Genomic DNA, 20,436 nt, shown 5'->3' with positions numbered 1-20,436 from the left:
TTGATACCATGGCACAGAGGAATTTAAGCCAGGCTTCGCTAATTGCGTGTGGGCAGTTTACGACTTGTTATAATTTGCTCAAATACATTCATCTTCTTAAATATTCAGTAGATGACGCTTCGACCTACTACAGCAATTTTTCATCTGCATGCCAAATGAAGGTCGATTTCTTGGAAGAAGAGTTGAAAAAGGATTTTGAACGCTTTAAATCCGATCCGTTTTGGCTGTATAATGTTTGTGGAGAATCTTTTGGGAGAGTAAATTTTGAAAAGTGTGATGTGTCAAAATTTGAAAATCCAGAAAAGTTTAAGAGATTGAGGTAGCAGGGTGGGGTAGTGTTCTAGAAGTGAATGGGGAAAAACGGAGCCTGCGAAATTTTTGAAAGCTTCGTTGCATTATTCAGTAAACGTCTTTGTACACGAATCGTAAATTGGTTTTATAACTGTGACAGTTGTGTGGAACTTAAAAATAGTAATCTTACTTCCACCGCAGGTGTAAGAGGTTTGTTGACTTGTGTTCCTTTTCAATACATTTCAATTCGCTTTCGAATCTCTCCTTCATTTCCTGGTGACATGGGCTGTCAATCGTCAACTCTTTATTTTTGCTACAGTCGGAAAAAAGAAATAAAACCAGAATGCATGCTAGTGCTCGCATAGTTTTAAGCGTTTTAAGTTGGTTTTGTTTTAAACGAAATGGTGTTAATGCCATTACATTGCGTTACCAAAAACTCTTCAACAATTTTGAAGACTTTTTATTTTAGTCTACAAATTTCTTTGTACACGAGTTATATATTTGTTTTATATCGGTGACTTTTGTGTTGAAATCAGAAATATTTATTTTTTGACCAGCGCAGGTGTAACCAAATTGTGGAGGTATAGTATTACAGGAAGGGCACATGGTCATTGGAAAATAGAGATCATTTTCTTCGTATTTTCCCGAATAGAGGTTTACTTCCATTTTATCTTTTTCAGTGCATTTCAATTCGCTGTCGAATCTATCCTTCATGGCTTGATGGCATGGATTGTCTGTGGTCAATTCTTTGTTCTTGCTACAGTTGGAAAAAAGAAATAAAATCAGAATGAATGTTAGTGTTCGCATAGTTTTAAGTTTTTAGTTAGTTTTATCTTTGAACGAAAAGTTTTTTAATTGTGCTACATATGCTAACAAAAAAAGCCTTCAAATTTTGAAGGCTTCGCTATTATTCCCAGCGCCAAGCTAGGATTCTCATTTTCTTTTGTCCTTGCTCCATATCAATTATTTTGATCTGAGCGGCTTTATGGTATTCCAAGACGGCTATTAGCGGCTTTAAGTTATCTTTACTCGATACCAATGAAGTCGTCCATCTGATTTGATTTTTGTATTTCTGACTGTCGTAAATCAACTGGGTGATAAACGATTTTTCGCCACCTGGGCACCACAGTTCATTGGGATGACCGGCAAAGTTTTGAACCGTTGGAGTCTCTCCGCCCTTTAGATTTTGAAACTTTTTCGTGCTTTTAGCCCAATTTTCTTCTCTGGATTTGAAAAATGGCGGATTGCACATGATGGCGTCAAATTTGTCCTCCGGAAAAATAATTCCATCCAAGATTCTTTCACGCTCGTCTTGATAACGTAGCTTGATTTTCTTCTTTAACCAAATATTTTTGTTGACGTTTACTTCTGCTTGGTGAATGGAGCTTCTGTCGATTTCTGTTCCCACAAAATCCCATTCGTATTCTTGCGCACCGATTAATGGGTAAATAATGCTTGATCCCGTGCCGATATCCAAAATTTTAACATTTTTACCCCTCGGGATGACGCCGTTGTTGGATTCTGCTAATAGATCGGCGACATGGTGTACATAATCTGCTCGTCCTGGTACAGCAGGACACAAGCTATTCGGTGTCGGCTGCCAATATTTTAATTTGTAATCTGCGATTAGTAAGGCTTTATTCAATTCCAATACAGATTTTGGATTCGAAAAGTCTATGGTGTCTTTGTCATTATTTTTGATGATATGAGTGCTTAAACCTTTGTATGCGGATTTAAGTTTTTGCAAATCATACCCATGTAAGTGCTTATTTCTATTGTGCATGTAATATTATTTTCCTTACAAAGGTACTGTTATTATTATAATTGCTCGTCAGAAGCTTTTCATTTTTCAATACGTTCTCTATTTGGGTAAAATATTAGTAAATTTGCACTTCCTAGAATTTAGAGGATATGCAATGTGTTTGTAAGCATTGTATCTGGATTTTTGGGGTGCATATTTTAATAATTTTAAATCATAATTGTTGATGATTAACATTACACTACCTGACGGCTCAGTACGTCAGTACGAAAAAGGGACAACTGCTATGCAAGTGGCGTTGTCTATCTCCGAAGGTTTAGCTAGAAATGTATTAGCTGCAGAGGTAAACGGTGAAATATGGGATGCTTCACGTGCGATTGAGCAAGATTCCGCTGTAAAATTGTTGACCTGGAACGACGATAAAGGTAAAGCTACCTTTTGGCATTCATCCGCTCACTTATTAGCTGAGGCTTTAGAAGCACTATATCCAGGTATCAAATTTGGTATTGGACCAAATATTGAAACCGGTTTTTACTATGATGTAGATTTTGGCGACAGAGAATTCTCGTCCGATGATTTCAAACAAATCGAAGACAAGATGTTGGCATTGGCGAAGCAAAAAGAAGTATTCGCCCGTAAAGCAGTTTCCAAAGCGGAAGCGCTAGAATATTTCACAGAAAAAGGTGATGAGTACAAACTAGATTTGATCAAAGATCTTGAAGATGGCTCTATCACATTTTATACGCAAGGAAATTTCACGGATTTGTGCCGTGGTCCACATATTCCAAATACAGGATTCATCAAAGCTATCAAATTAACAAACGTAGCTGGTGCCTATTGGAGAGGTGATGAAAGTCGCAAACAGTTGACTCGTATCTATGGGGTGACTTTCCCAAAAGCTTCTGAATTGACAGATTATTTGAAATTCATCGAAGAAGCGAAGAAACGTGATCACCGTAAATTGGGTAAGGAATTAGAATTATTTGCTTTCTCCGAAAAAGTGGGAGCTGGTTTGCCGTTGTGGTTGCCAAAAGGGACTGCTTTGCGTCAGAAATTGCAAGATTTCTTACAAAAAGCACAGTTGAAAGGAGGATATGAGCCTGTGATTACACCGCATATTGGTAACAAACAGTTGTATATCACATCAGGTCACTACGAGAAATATGGAGCGGATGCATTCCAACCGATTCATACACCGGTAGAAGGTGAAGAGTTTTTCTTGAAGCCGATGAACTGTCCACACCACTGTGAGATTTATAAAACAAAACCTCGTTCGTACAAAGACTTGCCAGTTCGCTTTGCGGAATTTGGTACAGTTTACCGTTATGAGCAGTCTGGTGAGTTGCATGGATTGACACGTGTGCGTGGGTTTACACAAGATGATGCTCACTTATTCTGTCGTCCAGACCAAGTGAAAGACGAGTTCAAAAAAGTAATTGACCTGGTATTGTATGTATTCGGTGCGTTAGGATTTGAAGATTATACTGCACAGGTGTCGCTAAGAGATCCAGAAAACCGTTCTAAGTATATTGGTTCGGATGAAAACTGGGCATTGGCTGAATCAGCTATCATCGAAGCAGCTGAAGAGAAAGGTTTGAAAACTGTCGTAGAATACGGCGAAGCGGCTTTCTATGGTCCTAAATTGGACTTCATGGTGAAAGATGCTTTGGGACGTAAATGGCAATTGGGAACGATTCAAGTGGATTACAACTTGCCAGAACGTTTTGAATTAGAATACACCGGTTCGGACAATCAAAAACACCGTCCTGTGATGATTCACCGTGCACCATTCGGTTCATTGGAGAGATTCGTAGCGGTATTGATCGAGCACTGCGGAGGGCAGTTTCCGTTATGGCTTGCGCCTGAGCAATTTATAGTCTTGCCAGTGTCAGAAAAATATGAAGAATATGCTCAAAATCTTTTAGATTCGCTAAATAATTCCGATATTCGCGGTCTGATCGATCTTCGTGACGAGAAGGTAGGACGTAAGATTCGCGACGCTGAAGTGAAAAAAATGCCTTACATGTTGATTGTTGGCGAAAAAGAGATGGAAAGTGGCACAGTTTCTGTGCGCAAACATGGGTCAGTGGATTTAGGATCTATGACCGCAGACGAATTTAGAGATTTATTAATAAAAGAAATAACCGTTTAAAAATTTAAACATTTGGCATTAAAAAGACCTAGTGGTCCAAGACCACCAATGAGAAAGAAAGAACCAGAGCACCGTATCAACGAGTTTATACGTGTGCCTGAAGTACGTTTAGTGGGTGATAATGTTGAGCCAGGAGTGTATCCTACGCGTAAAGCATTGGAATTGGCTGATGAGTTGGAGTTAGATTTAGTAGAGATTTCGCCAAATGCTGTACCGCCTGTTTGTAAAATTGTGGATTATAGCAAATTCATTTACGAACAAAAGAAAAAACAAAAGGAAATCAAAGCGAATGCGAAGCAAACGATTATTAAGGAAATCCGTTTCGGACCTAATACCAGCGAACATGACTTTGATTTCAAATTAAAGCATGCTATGCGCTTCTTAGAAGCAGGGGAGAAGGTACGTGCGTACGTTCACTTCAAAGGTCGTGCTATCGTATTCAAAGAGCAAGGTGAAATCTTGTTATTACGTTTTGCGCAAGCACTAGAGGATTATGGTAAAGTGGAATTATTACCAAAATTGGAAGGAAAACGTATGTTCTTAACTTTGGCTCCAAAAGGAACTAAAAAATAAAAAGATATTCTAACAGATTGATATAAAATAATAAGTATTATGCCAAAAGTAAAAACCAATTCCAGCGCTAAGAAACGTTTCAAGTTGACTGGAACAGGTAAAATCAAGAGAAAAAGCGCTTACAAAAGCCACATCTTGACTAAGAAAACTACAAAACAAAAACGTAACTTGACACATTCACAATTAGTTTCTGATGGTGATACAGGTAACGTAAAACGCATGTTAGCGATTGGTAAATAATCGTTTCCAAGCACAATTAACAATATTTTATAACCGGGTATCAGGTCGTAAGCTAGTTGAGATACACAGCGCCTCATACCAAATTTAATTTAAAAAAATATGCCACGTTCGGTTAACGCAGTAGCTTCGAGAAGAAGAAGAAAAAGAATCATGAAATTAGCTAAAGGCTATTTCGGTTCACGTAGCAAAGTATATACTATTGCTAAAAATACAGTAGAAAAAGGTTTACAATACGCTTACCGCGATCGTAAAACCAAAAAACGCGAGTTTAGAGCTTTATGGATTCAACGTATCAACGCTGGTGCTCGTCAACACGGAATTTCATATTCTCAATTGATTGGTAAATTAAACGCTAAAAACATTGGTTTGAACCGTAAGGTTTTAGCTGACTTAGCTTTAAACAACCCAGATGCTTTCAAAGCAGTTATTGATGCAGTAAAATAATTTAGTTTTTAAACCGCTATCAATTTGTTAGATATAAAGGGAACTCGTGAGAGTTCCCTTCTTTTTTTTTACAGATATTTTTACGGCAATGCATATCAATCTTTCTTTGCCGAATGAAGTTAGTTGGCCTCCGAAGAAGCCTTATAGGAGTTGTGGAACTCAAAAATAGACCAAAAACTGATATACATTTTTTACAGGTTCGATAAATATTAATAGATTAGTGATTATTAAAATCAAGTAGACTTACATTTATGAGTGACCACGAGGAGAAAAAAAAAATTGGTATTAAGGATATAGCACGCTTGGCTAATGTATCAATAGCCACGGTAGACCGCGTGTTGAATAATAGGAAGGATGTATCAGAGAAGACAAGGCAAAAGATAAAAGAGATCATCAAAGAGCATAATTATCAGCCAAATCTCTACGCGCGTTCGCTATCTGTAAAAAACAATCTGAGTTTTGCGGTGCTGATACCTCGGACTTCGCTGGAGACAGGTTATTGGCAATTGTGTCTGGATGGTATCAACAAAGGAATCAGTGAGTTTAGTGCATTTGGAATAATCATAGAAGTTTTCTTTTTTGATCAAGAAGCGCAACAGACTTTTCATGATGCTGTCGAAAATATCTTAGCAAAGAAATTCAATGCTGTGATTATTGCTCCTATATTTATAGAGGAGACTAAGATTTTTGTACAGGAATGTAAGTCTCGAAATATCCACACCTTATTTATCAATTCGGATATAAAAGGCCATTCTTCGATGGGCTATATTGGTCCAGACTTATATAGTACCGGAAAACTAGCCGGCAATTTAACTTCGTACTTGGTAGGAGATAGGGCCAAGGTATTGATATTGAGTGTGGCCAAAGGTCTAGAAAACTACAAATACCTACAGACCAAAATAGATGGCTTTGTTGATTATCTATACAACACGGATAAGACTTTGGATGTGACGGTCAAAGATATTCCATTCAACAACTATGATGAGATTGAGCCAGAACTATGGAGAATGACGAATGAATTTCATCCGGATGTTATTTTTGTCACCACTTCACGTGTATCAATAATAGGAAAGTTTTTCCAGGATCATCAAGAGCTGACAAAGCCATACATTATTGGTTTCGATTTTTTAAGTGCGAATGTGGATTATTTGGCAAAAGGGTATGTAGATTTTCTAATTTGTCAACGACCTGACAAGCAAGGATACCTCGCTTTACATCATTTGTACCGCTATTATCTATTGAAGGAATATTCGAACGAATTCAAGTCTATGCCCATTGATATCCTCACCAAAGAAAATTATGCATTCTACGAAAATTAAAAATATTTTGGGTTTTTAATTTTTTTGTATACTTTGCATAAAGGAAATTATACTAACCCAATTAATTAGAAGTTTCTGGCTTAATTATGAGAGAGGAATCACTTTATACTTATTATTTATGTGTATTATCCAACAATCCTTTTTAATTAAGTCATTTCGGTAACGTTAACAGTTGGTCGTATTTCTTGTTTAAGAATTGATATACAGTCATATGACTATTATTTATAACAGATGTGGAATGTATGTGTTGAAACACATTTTATTAAATATTACACAAAAATAAAATGCTTAAAAAATTAGTAGTACTCGCACTTACGGTGACATTGAGTGTGCAAGTGAAAGCGCAGTTCGCCAATCATGGCCCCCAGGTTTTTGCAGCAGCGATACAAGGAAATCACTTTTTGAAAGATCCTAAGACTGTAATGGATTACATCTTTACGGTGGTAAGAGGTGTGCCTGCTCGGTTAGTTGGATTCCAATTGAAATCAGGAGAAATGATTGTGAATTCGGCCTTGGAAGCTGAAGAAAAAATCCCAGGGGGCGCAAAAGCGGTTCTGGAATCCCAAAAATTAAATAGCTACGACATCAAAGCTGTTGTAGGGCTCCACGTGTCACCCAAATACGAAGTAGCTAATGTAGCCATTCGTGCTGGGAAATTTATGGCTTCTAGCGACGAAATATTCATCACTGTGAAAGGCAAGGGAGGGCACGGGGCACAGCCACACTTGAATATTGATCCTGTTGTGATATCCTCCCAATTGGTTATTTCTTTACAACAGATTGTTTCTCGATTAGCTAATCCTGCTATACCTTCGGTATTGAGAAGTTTATAGCTAATGGCGCGACGAACGTCATTCCTAATGAAGTCTATTTGGAAGGTACTTTCAGAACAATGGATGAAAGTTGGCGTAGTAAAGCTCTATCTATCATCGAAAAGCAAATTCAAGAATTGCCCGCTTTATACGGTGCTACAGTAACATATGAAATCCGACGTGGCTATCCAGCACTCATTAATCATGTGGCGCTGACGAATGAGATTACGACTTCGCTTATAGAATTTCATGGCAAAGAATCTGTCCATGAGGCTGAAATTTGGATGGCGGCAGAAGATTTTGCCTATTATACGACGACTTATCCAGCCGTATTTTATCTGGTAGGCATAGCCAATCAACAGAAAGGCATTGGCTCCGAATTGCATACACCTACTTTCCAAATTGATGAAGATGCTTTCGATTTGGCAATAGGGGGAATGATGTATACAGCTTTAAGACTTCTTGATGACTAACTTGTTGTTTTCAAGTGATTAATAATGTCCGATAGGTTGTGTAAAGGTAGCTCCACATTTATTTTTTAGAAATGTGGAGCTATTTTCTTTTTCTGAACAAAAAGTTAATTACATTCGTGTAATTAACTTAAAATATGAATTTCTCTTTATTTAAATCCTTGTTATTCCTTTTCTTAGGACTCGGAATAAGTAATGTTTATGCCCAATTGTCTCAATCCGAGGTTCCGAGCTGGGTGATTACACCAGATTCAAAGCCAATTGTTCCGGACTTGGAAGATATCAGTGATGGCTACTATTTCGAATCCTGTGAATATCAAGTAAATGTTCAGTCAAAGACCCGATTTTACAGAGATGTCAAAGTCGTTTTTGATAATGCCGGAACGGAGAGCGCAGGTCAAATTAACATTAATTTTAATCCCGAATATCAAAAGGTTATTTTTCATGAATTGGCGGTAATCCGCAATGGTAATCGTATTAATAAGCTAGATATTAAGCAGGTAAAGCAGTTGTCTCTGGAAGATGATTTGACAAGATCGATTTATAATGGAATGAAATCGGCTTACTTCATCATTGATGACCTGCGAAAGGATGATAAAATAATCTCTTCCTATTCTATCCAAGGATTTAATAGTGTGTTTCAAAATAAATTTTCGGACTCTTATTACCTGCAGTCTTATGAACCCATAGGTCGAGTGTATGGGCGTTATATTATTCCGAATCATCGCACTGTAAAATTTAAAACCTATAGAAATGCTCCTAATCCCGTAGTTACGGATATTGGAAGCGATAAGGTGTATACTTGGGATGTGACGGGTACTGAAAAGGCTTCTTATTCGTTCAACACACCTAGCTGGTATACAAATGTTGATTATATCGAATGTTCAGAATATACCAACTGGCAAGAAGTCTCTGATTGGATTGCCAACATCAATCCCATTTTACCCATTAATCCCAATAGTTCATTGGGCAAATATGTCGACAAACTCTGGAAAGAGGCAAAAGGAAATACGAATGCTTTTCTAGATGTTGCAACAAAGTTTGTCCAAAATGACATCCGCTATATGGGTGTAGAAGTAGGAGAATATTCGCATCGGGCCAACAATCCAGAAAAGGTATTTCAGCAGCGATATGGTGATTGTAAGGATAAGTCTGTCCTATTGGCTTCTATGCTTCAGTCAAAAGGTATACAGGCGTATTTGGTGCTCGCAAATACAACGGTTGATACGGGATTAGGAGATAGACTGCCCTCTCCTTTACATTTCAATCATATGATTGTGGAAACTAATATCGACGGCCGCAGCCAAATTATTGACCCTACGATTAGTAACCAAGGAGGAGATATTAAAGACCGTTATCTGCCTTATTATGGGCAAGTGTTGAGTACGAGTAGACCCAAAGAACTATTAGGATTGAGTAAGGTTGCTAATCGTAAAATAAAGATAGTGGAAACCTATAAGATGGAAGCGGGATACAAAGCTCAATTGCTGGTGGAAACGATTTATGAAGGCGGAAGTGCCGATGAGATCCGAAATTATTTTAAATCAACAGCAAAAAATCAGATTCAAAAATCCTATTTAGATTATTATACGCGCCTATATCCTAAAACCGAAAAGAAAGAAAATCTAAGATTTGAAGATAATGTGGCTCATAATGTCTTTAAAGTTTTTGAAAGCTATAGCATTAGCGAATTGGGTACTTTAGATAAGGATTCAGGAAACCGAATATTACCCCTGTATGGCAATCAGGTGAACAATTATATTCCAGAGATAGAAGGTAGTCATTTGGGACCAATAAGTTTATCCTACCCGATGGATATTAATCATGTTATAAAAATAGTGAACGCCGATGGAAGCTCTTTGGATTTTCCGGTAGACAATATGTTCAAAGAAAGAACAGCTTATAGTTACGGAAAGCATGTGATGACAAATCAGGATACTTTAAATATCGCTTATCAATTTTCAATTCATTCCTCTTACATAGACGAAAAGGACGTAGATGCATTCAAACAGGATTTTGTGGATAGAGATGATTATCTGTATAATGCTTTTTTTATTGCGGAGAATGGAACGCTAGAAGGAGCGGACTTTTTCGGTTCTCCATCCTGGTTATCTTATCTCATAGTCATCCTTACTATAATTATTACGCTGACATTTATAATCAAATATTATCATAGAACGTCACCTAAATATTTGGTTTTCCCGCAAAGAATTGAATATGATGCGCGTATGAATGGCTGGACTGTGTTCTTAGGTTTTTCACTCGTTGCGTCAACCATTAAACTTTTATATTTTTTCTTTTCCGATCATTCCTTATTAGTGGAGAGTGTCTGGATTGCTCATAAATATTTAAATATTAATGGACTGTATTATTCAGGACTTATTGTATTTGAGATTTTTGCGAATACGGTATTGGTTATCTTGTTTATATATACCCTTGTCTTGTATTTCAATAAACGGGATATTTTCCCACAGACTGTATTATTTGTCCTTATTTTGAATCTTTCATTCATTCTATTAGATACAACTTTTGCTTATTTATTGATGCCGACTCAGGTTTCTGCTCAAGAGGTGATTCCAGACATACTTAGAAATTTGATTTTCACTTTCGTTTGGGGAAGTTATGTTCTAAAATCAGAAAATATTAAAAATGTATTTGTGAATACATATTCTGGTGAAAACGAGGAAATTCGTGATATGAATAATATCGAATGGGAAAATATTAGCGATATAAAATAATTTTTTAAAAACCCTCCACATAAATTGTGGAGGGTTTTAACGCATTTGCAGGCGTTATGCGAGTTACTTCATTTTGGTTGCCCGCTCATTTAATTGTAACGTGCGCTTTTTGTAATTGATTACAGCCCCGTATTTATATAAAATATCACCGCCAAGGACACCCACTACGGGATCTGCGTTAATCTGGGAGTAAGCATAATTAATGCTGGAGAGATCCAATACGGCGACTTCAAATTTTTTGCATATCCAATTGCCAATTTTCAGGTAGGGAAGGACATACATGGCCGACTGCATTTCATTAGTCCCTAGTCCAGAGGATAATATACTGGTTTCGATTAATGTTTGCTCATCTATTCCCGATTCTAATAAAGTTGTTCGATCCAACACGGTCTTTGAGGCTCCAGTATCCAATACCATTTTGAATTTTTTATCGAGGATTTCAATATGGAGGATAGGATGAACGCCTTCTTGTTGCAAAGGCAAAATTTCAAACGGAATAATCTTCATGTTACAGCTTATAAAAATAAAAGAGGACCCAATAAGTCCTCTCAAATATAAAGAAAGTTTATATTTCGAATTATAGGATATTGCTATCCTTTAGTACAGCATTCATAGCGCGTACCGCGGAAGCACTTGCCTTAAATTTAGCACTTTCTTCTTCATCCAATTGAATTGGCACAACCTTATCCCACCCATTTTTGTTGATGACTACCGGCACGCCAATACAAATATCGCTTTCTCCTAATTCACCTTCCAAGTACACTGATGCGGTAAATAATTTATTTTGATCCAAAGCAATACTTTCGACCATCGCTGCTGCGGCTGCACCTGGAGCATACCATGCGGATGTGCCTATCAATGCTGTCAATGTCGCTCCGCCCACCATTGTTTTTTGCACGATTTCTTCTTTTTCTATCTCTTCCAGAAAATCTTTAACAGGAATACTATTCCACGTCGCCTTATTGATGAGTGGAATCATCGTAGTATCACCGTGTCCACCAATGACTATAGCATTTAGATCAGCAGGAGAAGCGTTTAATTTGGTTGCCAGCTGGTATTTGAATCGCGATGAATCCAATGCACCACCCATTCCGATTATTCTGTTTTTGGGTAACCCTGCTACTTGGTACGCCAAATATGTCATAGTATCCATCGGATTGGAAACAACCAGAATGATGATATCTGGGGAATATTTCACCAAATTATCCACCACTTCCTTGACAATATTGGCATTCGTACCAATCAACTCTTCACGGGTCATCCCGGGCTTTCTTGGGATACCAGAGGTAATCACCGCAATGCTTGAACCAGCTGTCTGTAGATAATCATTTGTAACCCCTTTTATTTTTGTATCAAATCCTAATAATGCAGCGGTTTGCATCATATCCTGCGCTTTACCTTCGGCAAAACCATCTTTGATATCTAATAAAATGACTTCTTCAGCAAAATTTTTTCTAGCAATATTGTCCGCTGTAGTAGCTCCTACAGCTCCAGCTCCGATAACCGTTATTTTCATATATAAACAGGTTTTAGTTATAGCTAAATATAATCAAAATCAGAGACTTTTGGTATATATCAATAATTTTAAATTACCATTTTTATGTTAAAATGGATAGCCGATAGCCAAATTGAATACTAAGTTATTTCTACGCCAGTCTGAATCTTTGAAATCGATGTCTTTAAAGACCCAACGATCACCTTTAGGCAAGTATGGAACACGGACAGGGATAGCTAAATCCGTACGTAGGACCAAGAAGGTGAAGTCAAATCGTAAACCTGCGCCGGCACCTACCGCCAATTCAGAAAGAAATTCCTTAGATAGCTTGCCGCCCAGTTTGCCATCATCGCGATTTTGTAACCAGACATTTCCGGCATCAATGAATGCAGCCCAATTAAGAATGCCGACGCCAAAATCAACAAGACGATTTCTATATTCTGTATTTAACTCCAGCTTGTAGTCTCCAGTTTGGTCGGCAAAGAAATTTTCTTCACCCAAATTTTCGGGCATTGAAGAACCTGGGCCAACAGCGCGGGCTCTAAATGCACGCAATCCATTAGGACCACCAGAATAGTATTGTTTGAGGTACGGCAAAGATCTAGAGTTACCATACGAATAACTCATACCCAGCATAATGCGCGATGCAAGTTGTGAATGTTGTCCTAATTTCAGGTAGTGACGACCATCGCCTTCAATTTTCACAAATTGACTATATCGCGTACCAAAAAGTTCTTTTTGATTATCATTTTTATAACTAGCCCCTTGGATTAGCCCTAGTACATTACCCGAAAGATTTAATCCACCTTTAAAATAGAACGTATTTTTTAGGCTTTCTTGCATGGTGTTGGTAAACGTATAGGTATAATTCGGACCAAAAGAGAATTGAGGCTCAACGATACGACGAAGGGTAGGCACGGTGTCCATTTGAGCTTGATACGCTTCCGAAATATTGCGAGGCTGCACGTAAATGATTTCGGCAAGGGTCAGGTCATGCTGCTTTTGCTCATTTTCTTTCCAGATATAACCATAATTCAGACTCGAAGAATTGAGGGTATAGGCAGTACGCCTATTCAAGAACTCATAGCCCAACTTCAAGTATGTTTTCGGAATAAAACGCCTTCCTGGTGTCCACTTGTAAGGAGAGAGCAGGCGCGGCCAAGTAATAGCAACCTCTGCACCATAGCGATAATAGGACGAATTTAGATTGACATTTCCACCCGTTTGGGTTTCATAGCCCCCAAAGACATTCACACTGACCGTTTCTGCGCCTTTGAATGCATTGCGAAGTGTCCAAGTCACATTGGCTTCCGAACCATTATACACGGTAGCGGTTTTTGCCAACAATTCTACCCGAATAGATTTTTTTGGAAGGGGAGTGAGGTGATAAAATACATCCAACGTATTTGCCGAATCCGGATTTGGCACAAAGCTATTTTTTACAAACTTGAACGCATTTAAATTCACCAAATGATTTATCGTCAGATTGTGATTGTAGCGGTCATATAATCTTCCGCGCTCGAAGAATATGTGATTCGTCAGCACACGTGGTCTGAATGTATTTTGTCTATCAATTACATAATAATTGTCATCAAACAAATCTAAATATTCCGTATTGGGTCTGCGGGTGTAGCCCTGCGAAGTGAGCGTGTAATTCGGAAAAATAAAGATATCACCGATTTTTTGCGGTTCCTTCGCTTGTTGTGTAGTTTCTGGCTTGATGGTGACATACATGTTGACTTTGTGGTCACCGATCGTGCTGTCCACCTCTACCAATATATTTTCGGGGCTGAAATAATAATAGCCTTTATTTTTAAGATCATTATCTATTCTGTCACGTTCATTGACGATGACATCCAGATTGTAGTTTGAATTTTTCTTTAATAAGGATTCTGATTTTGTGGCGATAATATCCTTGCCAATATTAGTTGTCGAGTCAATATCAAATACGACAGAATCGATGCGATAAATTTTACGTGGAATACCAGTATAAATTATTTTTGCTGTCTTGTCATCAATACTCGTGTCGGAACTTACGGTAGCATTGAAAAATCCAAGATTTTCCATTCTGTTGCGTAAAAGATTTTCGTTGTACTCGCGGTTTACGTCACTTAAAAGCACAGGTTCTTCACCCCGGTTTTTGAGCCATCTTCTTACAATATTATTAGTGGAGTCATATCCTCCACCCGCATTCCAAAACAATAATTTCCAACGTATACCTAAAGCTTTTTTGTTGGGTTTAGGCATGAGAAGGCCCTCAAGATGTTCTTCAAAAGCTTCCTTGCGCTCCACGTTGACATTGCTGTCCATTTCCAATTTCACATCGCCTTCGACATATAATTTTTCGCCTTCTCGAAGATGTTTGGTCGTGCTACATGACATAATGGAAAAGCAGATAACACTCCATAGTGTTAAGCTCAGTTTATTACTTTTCATTCGATCTCCTTTCCTCATCTTCATTGCGAATAGCTGTATCTTTTATGGACGGTTTTGGTATGCTATCGTTTGTATTATTCGTAGAATCCTGTAGACTTTTGTTCAATTCTTCTTTCTGACGCTGTTCTTCCACTCGTTTGCGATAGGTAGGATTATGTTTCATCATACTATCACGAATGACAAGGCGTACACTGTCACGATATACTGAATCCGTTTCCATTCTTTCTACATTAAATCTTTTTCTGAAATCACTATTATTTGTGTTTGTATATTCCGCTAGGGCCTTTTCATTCATAAATAATTCCTTGAATTGATTATAGTTCATGTTGATAATGAAACCTATACCTGTCTCCACAAATTGACCTTGTAAAGTAGCTTGATATTGGTTTTTGCGGTACACACGTGCAAAATATCGGCCATCTTTGGAGAGTTGGTAATCCAACGAAATATCTCCAGCGATATTATTAGGTTTTTCTCCTGGACGTGTTTTTCCTTCCACCTCAAAATTAGAACCTATGGTGATTTTCAGGCGATCGTCAAATAACATTTTTGACAATCCAATATTTAAGTCGGTACGATTTTGGGCTGAGCCTGATAAGTAATCTTGTTCGGACTGTAAGTTGAAATCCAGTTCGACGCCTTTGATCAGGTCAGAAGCCAAATTGTTAAGTTGGCTGGTCAGGAATGAACTTACCGAACTACGTGCAATACCCTCTACACCGCCACCTCCAGACAAACTTTCGAATGGATTGGCAGACATAAAACGACCCATAATAATCAGGGAGAAGACTTGCTTATTTAATTCTGCGGGATCGTCACGTAACGCGACTAAAGCATTGTTCACTTTGGATACGACATCTTGGGATACTATAGCATTGTTTTCATCCAAATCGATGTCAAAACTCACTTGTGGTTTGAATAGTTCACCAGTCAAAAATAATTTGACATTAAATGGAATACGTTGTTTGTAAAGATTGGCACTTTCGGTTCCCACTTGATTGGCTACCAAATCCAAGGTAGGGAATCGACCTTTGTACAATGCTGTAATATCCATACGTGCGTCCAATGGATCTCCATTCCAGGTGATGGTACTGCCTTTTTCAAAATCAAACTCCTTTTTAATAGGACCAAAGCTAAATGAATAATTACCATCTTCGACGGTGAATGTTCCTGACATAGTGATTTTCTCACTTGCATCAATTGTAGTCGTTAACTCTGCTACACCTTGGATATTCAAGGCATCCTGCGAACCTTCATCAATAATAATTTTGAACTTTGCATCGCGGTCTGTACTCAAGTTGAGTGACAGATCCATACCCTGTAATCGTGTTGCCGTGGTTAGTGAATCTAATTTGGCAAATACGTTGGTACGAGCTGTATCGCTTTTGTCCACAAACTTAACCACACCGTCACGCTCAGCAATACCTGGATTGTCATTAGGTACTATAAATACAAAATCAGTATTTTCATTCGCGGATACATTACCATCAATAGTCGGCTTATCCATATTACCTCGGATACGAATATTGGATGTAGCGTATAACTTTCCGTAGAAAAGGTCATTATCTTCGCGCGTAGAATTGACTACCGCAAAATTATTGGTCGTCAGATTGAGATTAAAATCGAAATCGGTGTAAGTTTTTGTCAGGATTGTACCATTCAATCTGGCTTCATTACCTTTGCCATCCCTCAATAAGAACTGTCTGAACTGTAATCCTTGGTTGGTAAAGCTAATCTTTTGATTGTCCATCAGAAAATCAGCATTCAACATCGCCACATTTAATTTTGCTTGATTGAATGTCAAATCACCCACTATCCGAGGGTTTTCTAGGTCTCCGCTGATGTCCAATACACCGCTTAAGTCACCTTCGCTATTTTGCAAATAGCCCATGCTGAAGGCTTGAATAGCCTTCATTTTTAAAGGTTTTAGGCTGAGTGATGCCTTAAATGATGGTTTGCCATTAATAGGAGCAAAATAATCACCCAATAACTGTACATCATTTCCATTTTCGGTAATACGTATGTCTGCCGTATATGTGTCTTCTTTTTGATTGTGAACATTGAGCAGAATAGTTCCTACAGTATCTTGTCCGAAATAGAATTTGTTTATTTCGATATCCGATACGAAGACTGGTTTGGTGTCAAGGCGCGAGATTGTTGCAGCTCCGTTAATACCACCTCCTACATGCCAATCATCTGATTCGAGGATGTCCGATAAGGTTTCAATACGAAAATTGTTAAATAAGATGTCTATAGGTGAATTGAGTGTCGAATCCTGAGATTGGATACGCAATTCCTGACCCGCATTGCTAAGCAGAAAATCATGCGCACGAATACCATCTTTTCCAAAACTCAATTGATTGCTTGGAGATGTCGACCAAGTATCGTAATTGAGCATCAGGCCATCTTCCAATAGGCTAAGGATATAATTTCCTTTCTCGACGCCCATTCTTGCACCTAAATGATAGCGATCTTTATCTTCTTTATCCTTGATCCAAAGTCCAAAATCCAGATTGTTCTCTACGGCCTGACCACTTAATACCGTATTTTTCAGTTCGATTTGATTGACCTTGATTTTGTCAATTAATGCTGAATAATAGAGGGTGCTATCCACGGTGATAATATCCATACCCAGATTACTGATCTCTGTGCCGCCATAAATGACACTAGGGGCCAATAATTTGGCCATAATATTTTTTTGCTGGCTATTGAAGGAACCATCGAGGGTGATGTCGCTCATCTTCTCGATGTCTGGGAAGAAATCTTTTAAGAATCGCGAATAACTCAGTGTAGCTGAAAATTCGAATGTCTGTGCATCGTATTTAAGTTCTTTTGGCGGTTCATTATTGGGATTATAATAAACTCGTAATACGTCTTGCATCGAAGCACCCAACTCCGTCAATTTATATTGTCCTACCAGATGCGCACGCAAGAATTCAGAACGTAGCATCAGCGTATTGCGCGAAGTGTCTGCACGCGCTATCAGGGATATCGTGTCTAGGGCATAACGTTCTTCGTTGTATGCAATCGAGGATTGGGTAATATTAAGCCTACCGTTAAGGAAATTTAAATCCGCAGTTTCGAAATCCGCATCGATTTTTCCGTGATAGCGGAAGTTGTCATCTATCAATTTTAGATTCTGCAGATTTACCGAATCAATCATCATGTTGAGTTTTACCTTAGGATAGGTCGCACTCATATCGGCAGCCAGATTGGCGTTGAATCGAATATTCGGGTCCGTGCTATTGATAGTTCCTGCAATATCTCCGCTTTGCGCCATGAGGTCCAGATTGATATCATGGTAACCATATCCCATTGCGTCGAAACGATTGATTGTCCCTTTTACATCAGCATCCATCGTTTTAGGATTCAAGCCTCGACCTTTAACTTGTGCATCAGCAGAGATAATTCCTAATACAGAATCTTGCTTCAACAGATGACCAATATTAAAATTGTCGATACTGATATGCGCATCGTAAGTGGTATCGCGACTACCCATAGTCAAGTATCCATCTACTGCAGCATTTCCTTTTTCTGTCACCAACTTCATATTGGTGTCAAATCCATTCATACCGCCTTTGAAAGTTCCGGTGAGGGATATAGAATTAGGATATTCGAAAGCCATATCTTGCGGCAGCAATGATTTAGCTATCAAACGCTCCAAATCTGCTTTGCCCGTAGTAAGTTTTTTGAGATTGAGGTCAATAACCAATTTATCGGTATCTGGCAGACCTTTAATCCGTGCAGAAGCAATAATGTGCGTTTTATCTAGTGTTTTGAATTCAATATTTGGGATATTCAAATCATCCAATCGACCCGCAACTCGACCGTCGATATAAAAACTGCGTGTCATTAGTGGCTTCATGACATCCATCTGCTCCAAATCAGGAGCAAAGTACTTGATGTCGGTCATATCAATCTGGCTTTTGCGGATACGCGCATCGACCTGAACCAATTGAGGGTATTTGGATACCGCGTCCAACGATGGATAAGTGATTTTTATATAATCCCTGATTATAGTTTTCGGGGTTTGCACCAATAGATTTTCTATCACAGCGCCATTATTACCATAAATAAAATCGGCTTGCAATTGCTTAAGGTATAAACCCGAATGATCCTTGGCGGTTAAATTCTGAACAGCACCCGAAATGGAATCATTGGAATAGTAAAGGCTTTTTATTGATCCAGCGAGGTCTTTTATACCTATATTTCCATAGTCAAATCCTTTTGTGCGTGCTTGATTATTGTCTCGGAATATGAAATTTGTTTTGTCGACGGCTATTTTGTCTGCCGAAACTACCCAATTCACAGGTGCAGATGAAGTGTCTGGTTCTTTAGTTTTATTTATTGGGTCAAATATGACATACGAGTCCGATTGATCCAAGATAACCTCTTTGAGTTTTACAACCTCTTCATTCAAGTCAATTCGATCTACATTAGCAGAAAGATTCTTGATATCAAATTTGGTTTTCATGGCGGATGAGGCATCCTCATACTTCACGAATATATTTTTGAGCGTAATGGTTTCGGTTCCAAGATTCGGTAGGAGCGAAGTAGTATTGGCTGTGGCGTCGGTGATACCAAAATCTTCAGGTTTTACCTCTTTGGATTCGGTCATCGGTGCCCACTGTTTGACATCAGCTGTCAGACCATCTATATTGATATTGGGCAGATCAAAAGTCATGTTGCTCGCCAAGTCAAAAGTTTTGACCCGGGTGTCGAACTTATTCAGTCGTAAATCCGCTGAAGTACCAATCATATCATCGGTATACACAAAGTGGATACGTTGCAAACCAATTTTATCGAGTTTGAAGATCAGAGCAGATGAGGTATCGGGGGCCGTTACAGTGCTTTCTTTTTCGGAAGAAAAAGCTTTAACTATATAGTCAAAGTTGAAATTACCATCCGGCGCTGAACGCTTTATTTTGGCAGTAATGCCTTCGAGTTGTATTTCTTGGACTTCGATTGTGTTTTTAAGGATCTTGAACATATCGATGTCCACTTTTATTTTTTCGCCCGAAACCAGCGTATCCTGCGTTTGGTCTTCAAAATATACATTTTCTAACACCAGCATCTTCGGAAATGTGATGTTTACATACCCAATATCCACTGGGGTGCCGATTTTGTTTTCAAGGTAATTTGATACTTTACCTGCAATATAGTTTTGCACAGCAGGTAGACGTACAAGAAATACCAGCAGCAATAATAAAGCAATAATGGAACCTATGACCCATAGGAAAATACGTACAGCAACGCGAGTAAATCTGTTCAAAGCTAAGTCTATCTACTTATTAAATATTAATACTTAAATAATAACATAAAAATAGTGGAAAAGTTTACTTTTTTAAGGTTTAGGATAAAAATAATTAATTAGTCAGCCCTTAAAAAGAGTTTACTATATTGAAATTCAGATACTTAATTATATATTCTATTGTTTTTATTTACCAGATTCCGTATATTTAGTGTAGAAACCTTGCAAACTCAACCCTATGCTAGCGAAGAAAAAGACCACAAATCAATCCAGTTTCTTCTTCACTTTAGAAGATACCTTGAGTCACAAACACCCTCTTTATATTTTGGCTAACCGCGTTGATTGGCAGTTGTTTGAGACTGAATTTAGCCCTCTGTATTGCCAGGATAACGGACGTCCAGCCAAACCGATCCGCTTGATGGTTGGTCTGTTGATTTTGAAGCATATCCGCAATAT

General features: G+C 38.2%; 15 protein-coding genes and 1 pseudogene. 10 read left to right on the top strand and 6 right to left on the bottom strand.

Annotation, left to right across the window (positions count from 1 at the left end; all coding sequences use genetic code 11):
• The first annotated feature begins 8 nt into the window (after nucleotides 1–8).
• Entirely contained in the window at nucleotides 9–323 is a 315-nt protein-coding gene (locus EDC17_RS07470) for a hypothetical protein (RefSeq protein WP_132777474.1), read from the top strand.
• 433 nt (nucleotides 324–756) lie between these two features.
• Here EDC17_RS07470 and EDC17_RS07465 read toward each other — a convergent pair whose 3' ends face one another.
• Both EDC17_RS07465 and rlmF read right to left on the bottom strand, forming a co-directional pair.
• On the bottom strand, nucleotides 757–1,098 hold the full coding sequence (locus tag EDC17_RS07465; RefSeq protein ID WP_132777473.1) for a hypothetical protein: 342 nt from the start codon (nucleotides 1,096–1,098) through the stop codon (nucleotides 757–759).
• A 100-nt stretch (nucleotides 1,099–1,198) separates the two neighbouring features.
• Complete coding sequence (gene rlmF / locus EDC17_RS07460) at nucleotides 1,199–2,074, bottom strand: 23S rRNA (adenine(1618)-N(6))-methyltransferase RlmF (RefSeq protein ID WP_132777472.1); 876 nt, start codon at nucleotides 2,072–2,074, stop codon at nucleotides 1,199–1,201.
• A gap of 202 nt (nucleotides 2,075–2,276) precedes the next feature.
• Here rlmF and thrS point away from each other — a divergent pair, with 202 nt between their 5' ends.
• The 8 genes from thrS (at nucleotide 2,277) to EDC17_RS07420 (ending at nucleotide 10,798) form a co-directional block, all read left to right on the top strand.
• Nucleotides 2,277–4,202 carry a threonine--tRNA ligase gene (gene thrS, locus EDC17_RS07455; protein WP_132777471.1) on the top strand — a complete coding sequence of 642 codons (1,926 nt, stop codon included), beginning with the start codon at nucleotides 2,277–2,279 and terminating at the stop codon, nucleotides 4,200–4,202.
• A 48-nt stretch (nucleotides 4,203–4,250) separates the two neighbouring features.
• Entirely contained in the window at nucleotides 4,251–4,775 is a 525-nt protein-coding gene (infC, locus tag EDC17_RS07450) for a translation initiation factor IF-3 (protein ID WP_394343352.1), read from the top strand.
• Between the two features lie 39 nt (nucleotides 4,776–4,814).
• On the top strand, nucleotides 4,815–5,015 hold the full coding sequence (gene rpmI, locus EDC17_RS07445; RefSeq protein ID WP_132777469.1) for a 50S ribosomal protein L35: 201 nt from the start codon (nucleotides 4,815–4,817) through the stop codon (nucleotides 5,013–5,015).
• Nucleotides 5,016–5,114: 99 nt separating this feature from the next.
• The gene (rplT, locus tag EDC17_RS07440) at nucleotides 5,115–5,459 is read left to right on the top strand and encodes a 50S ribosomal protein L20 (protein WP_132777468.1); all 345 of its coding nucleotides are present in this window, start codon (nucleotides 5,115–5,117) and stop codon (nucleotides 5,457–5,459) included.
• Between the two features lie 251 nt (nucleotides 5,460–5,710).
• Nucleotides 5,711–6,778 (top strand): LacI family DNA-binding transcriptional regulator, encoded by a 1,068-nt coding sequence (locus EDC17_RS07435; RefSeq protein WP_132777467.1) that lies wholly within the window; start codon nucleotides 5,711–5,713, stop codon nucleotides 6,776–6,778.
• Nucleotides 6,779–7,062: 284 nt separating this feature from the next.
• Entirely contained in the window at nucleotides 7,063–7,611 is a 549-nt protein-coding gene (locus EDC17_RS07430; protein ID WP_132777466.1) for a zinc-binding metallopeptidase family protein, read from the top strand.
• Nucleotides 7,612–7,670: 59 nt separating this feature from the next.
• Nucleotides 7,671–8,063: a M20/M25/M40 family metallo-hydrolase gene (locus EDC17_RS07425; RefSeq protein WP_132777465.1), complete on the top strand. Its 393-nt coding sequence runs from the start codon at nucleotides 7,671–7,673 to the stop codon at nucleotides 8,061–8,063.
• A gap of 134 nt (nucleotides 8,064–8,197) precedes the next feature.
• Nucleotides 8,198–10,798 (top strand): DUF3857 domain-containing protein, encoded by a 2,601-nt coding sequence (locus EDC17_RS07420; protein WP_132777464.1) that lies wholly within the window; start codon nucleotides 8,198–8,200, stop codon nucleotides 10,796–10,798.
• 63 nt (nucleotides 10,799–10,861) lie between these two features.
• On the opposite strand, the gene EDC17_RS07415 is transcribed toward EDC17_RS07420, so the two are convergent.
• From EDC17_RS07415 to EDC17_RS07400, 4 genes are all read right to left on the bottom strand, one after another.
• Nucleotides 10,862–11,305, bottom strand: a complete 444-nt coding sequence (locus EDC17_RS07415) for a retropepsin-like aspartic protease (RefSeq protein WP_132777463.1) — start codon at nucleotides 11,303–11,305, stop codon at nucleotides 10,862–10,864.
• A 70-nt stretch (nucleotides 11,306–11,375) separates the two neighbouring features.
• Complete coding sequence (locus EDC17_RS07410; protein ID WP_132777462.1) at nucleotides 11,376–12,314, bottom strand: malate dehydrogenase; 939 nt, start codon at nucleotides 12,312–12,314, stop codon at nucleotides 11,376–11,378.
• A gap of 87 nt (nucleotides 12,315–12,401) precedes the next feature.
• Nucleotides 12,402–14,729: a translocation and assembly module lipoprotein TamL gene (gene tamL / locus EDC17_RS07405; RefSeq protein WP_243646074.1), complete on the bottom strand. Its 2,328-nt coding sequence runs from the start codon at nucleotides 14,727–14,729 to the stop codon at nucleotides 12,402–12,404.
• Entirely contained in the window at nucleotides 14,719–20,001 is a 5,283-nt protein-coding gene (locus tag EDC17_RS07400) for a translocation/assembly module TamB domain-containing protein (protein WP_132777460.1), read from the bottom strand. Before EDC17_RS07400 ends, tamL begins: the two co-directional genes overlap by 11 nt.
• Nucleotides 20,002–20,218: 217 nt before the next feature.
• Between EDC17_RS07400 and EDC17_RS17220 the strand changes: the two are divergent.
• Nucleotides 20,219–20,436, top strand: a pseudogene (locus EDC17_RS17220) (IS5/IS1182 family transposase); the annotation flags it as partial.

Origin of the sequence: Sphingobacterium alimentarium, assembly GCF_004342685.1 — a bacterium.
In the GTDB taxonomy this organism is placed as follows: Bacteria; Bacteroidota; Bacteroidia; order Sphingobacteriales; family Sphingobacteriaceae; genus Sphingobacterium; species Sphingobacterium alimentarium.
Note: the sequence above shows the minus strand (reverse complement) of the source record. Positions and strands in the feature narration are given on the sequence as shown.

Coding starts and splice junctions, on each gene's coding strand:
- EDC17_RS07470 (WP_132777474.1), top strand. CDS start 9: ATGGCACAGAGGAATTTAAGCCAGGCTTCGCTAATTGCGTGTGGGCAG.
- EDC17_RS07465 (WP_132777473.1), bottom strand. CDS start 1,098: ATGCGAACACTAACATTCATTCTGATTTTATTTCTTTTTTCCAACTGT.
- rlmF (WP_132777472.1), bottom strand. CDS start 2,074: ATGCACAATAGAAATAAGCACTTACATGGGTATGATTTGCAAAAACTT.
- thrS (WP_132777471.1), top strand. CDS start 2,277: ATGATTAACATTACACTACCTGACGGCTCAGTACGTCAGTACGAAAAA.
- infC (WP_394343352.1), top strand. CDS start 4,251: ATGAGAAAGAAAGAACCAGAGCACCGTATCAACGAGTTTATACGTGTG.
- rpmI (WP_132777469.1), top strand. CDS start 4,815: ATGCCAAAAGTAAAAACCAATTCCAGCGCTAAGAAACGTTTCAAGTTG.
- rplT (WP_132777468.1), top strand. CDS start 5,115: ATGCCACGTTCGGTTAACGCAGTAGCTTCGAGAAGAAGAAGAAAAAGA.
- EDC17_RS07435 (WP_132777467.1), top strand. CDS start 5,711: ATGAGTGACCACGAGGAGAAAAAAAAAATTGGTATTAAGGATATAGCA.
- EDC17_RS07430 (WP_132777466.1), top strand. CDS start 7,063: ATGCTTAAAAAATTAGTAGTACTCGCACTTACGGTGACATTGAGTGTG.
- EDC17_RS07425 (WP_132777465.1), top strand. CDS start 7,671: ATGGATGAAAGTTGGCGTAGTAAAGCTCTATCTATCATCGAAAAGCAA.
- EDC17_RS07420 (WP_132777464.1), top strand. CDS start 8,198: ATGAATTTCTCTTTATTTAAATCCTTGTTATTCCTTTTCTTAGGACTC.
- EDC17_RS07415 (WP_132777463.1), bottom strand. CDS start 11,305: ATGAAGATTATTCCGTTTGAAATTTTGCCTTTGCAACAAGAAGGCGTT.
- EDC17_RS07410 (WP_132777462.1), bottom strand. CDS start 12,314: ATGAAAATAACGGTTATCGGAGCTGGAGCTGTAGGAGCTACTACAGCG.
- tamL (WP_243646074.1), bottom strand. CDS start 14,729: ATGAAAAGTAATAAACTGAGCTTAACACTATGGAGTGTTATCTGCTTT.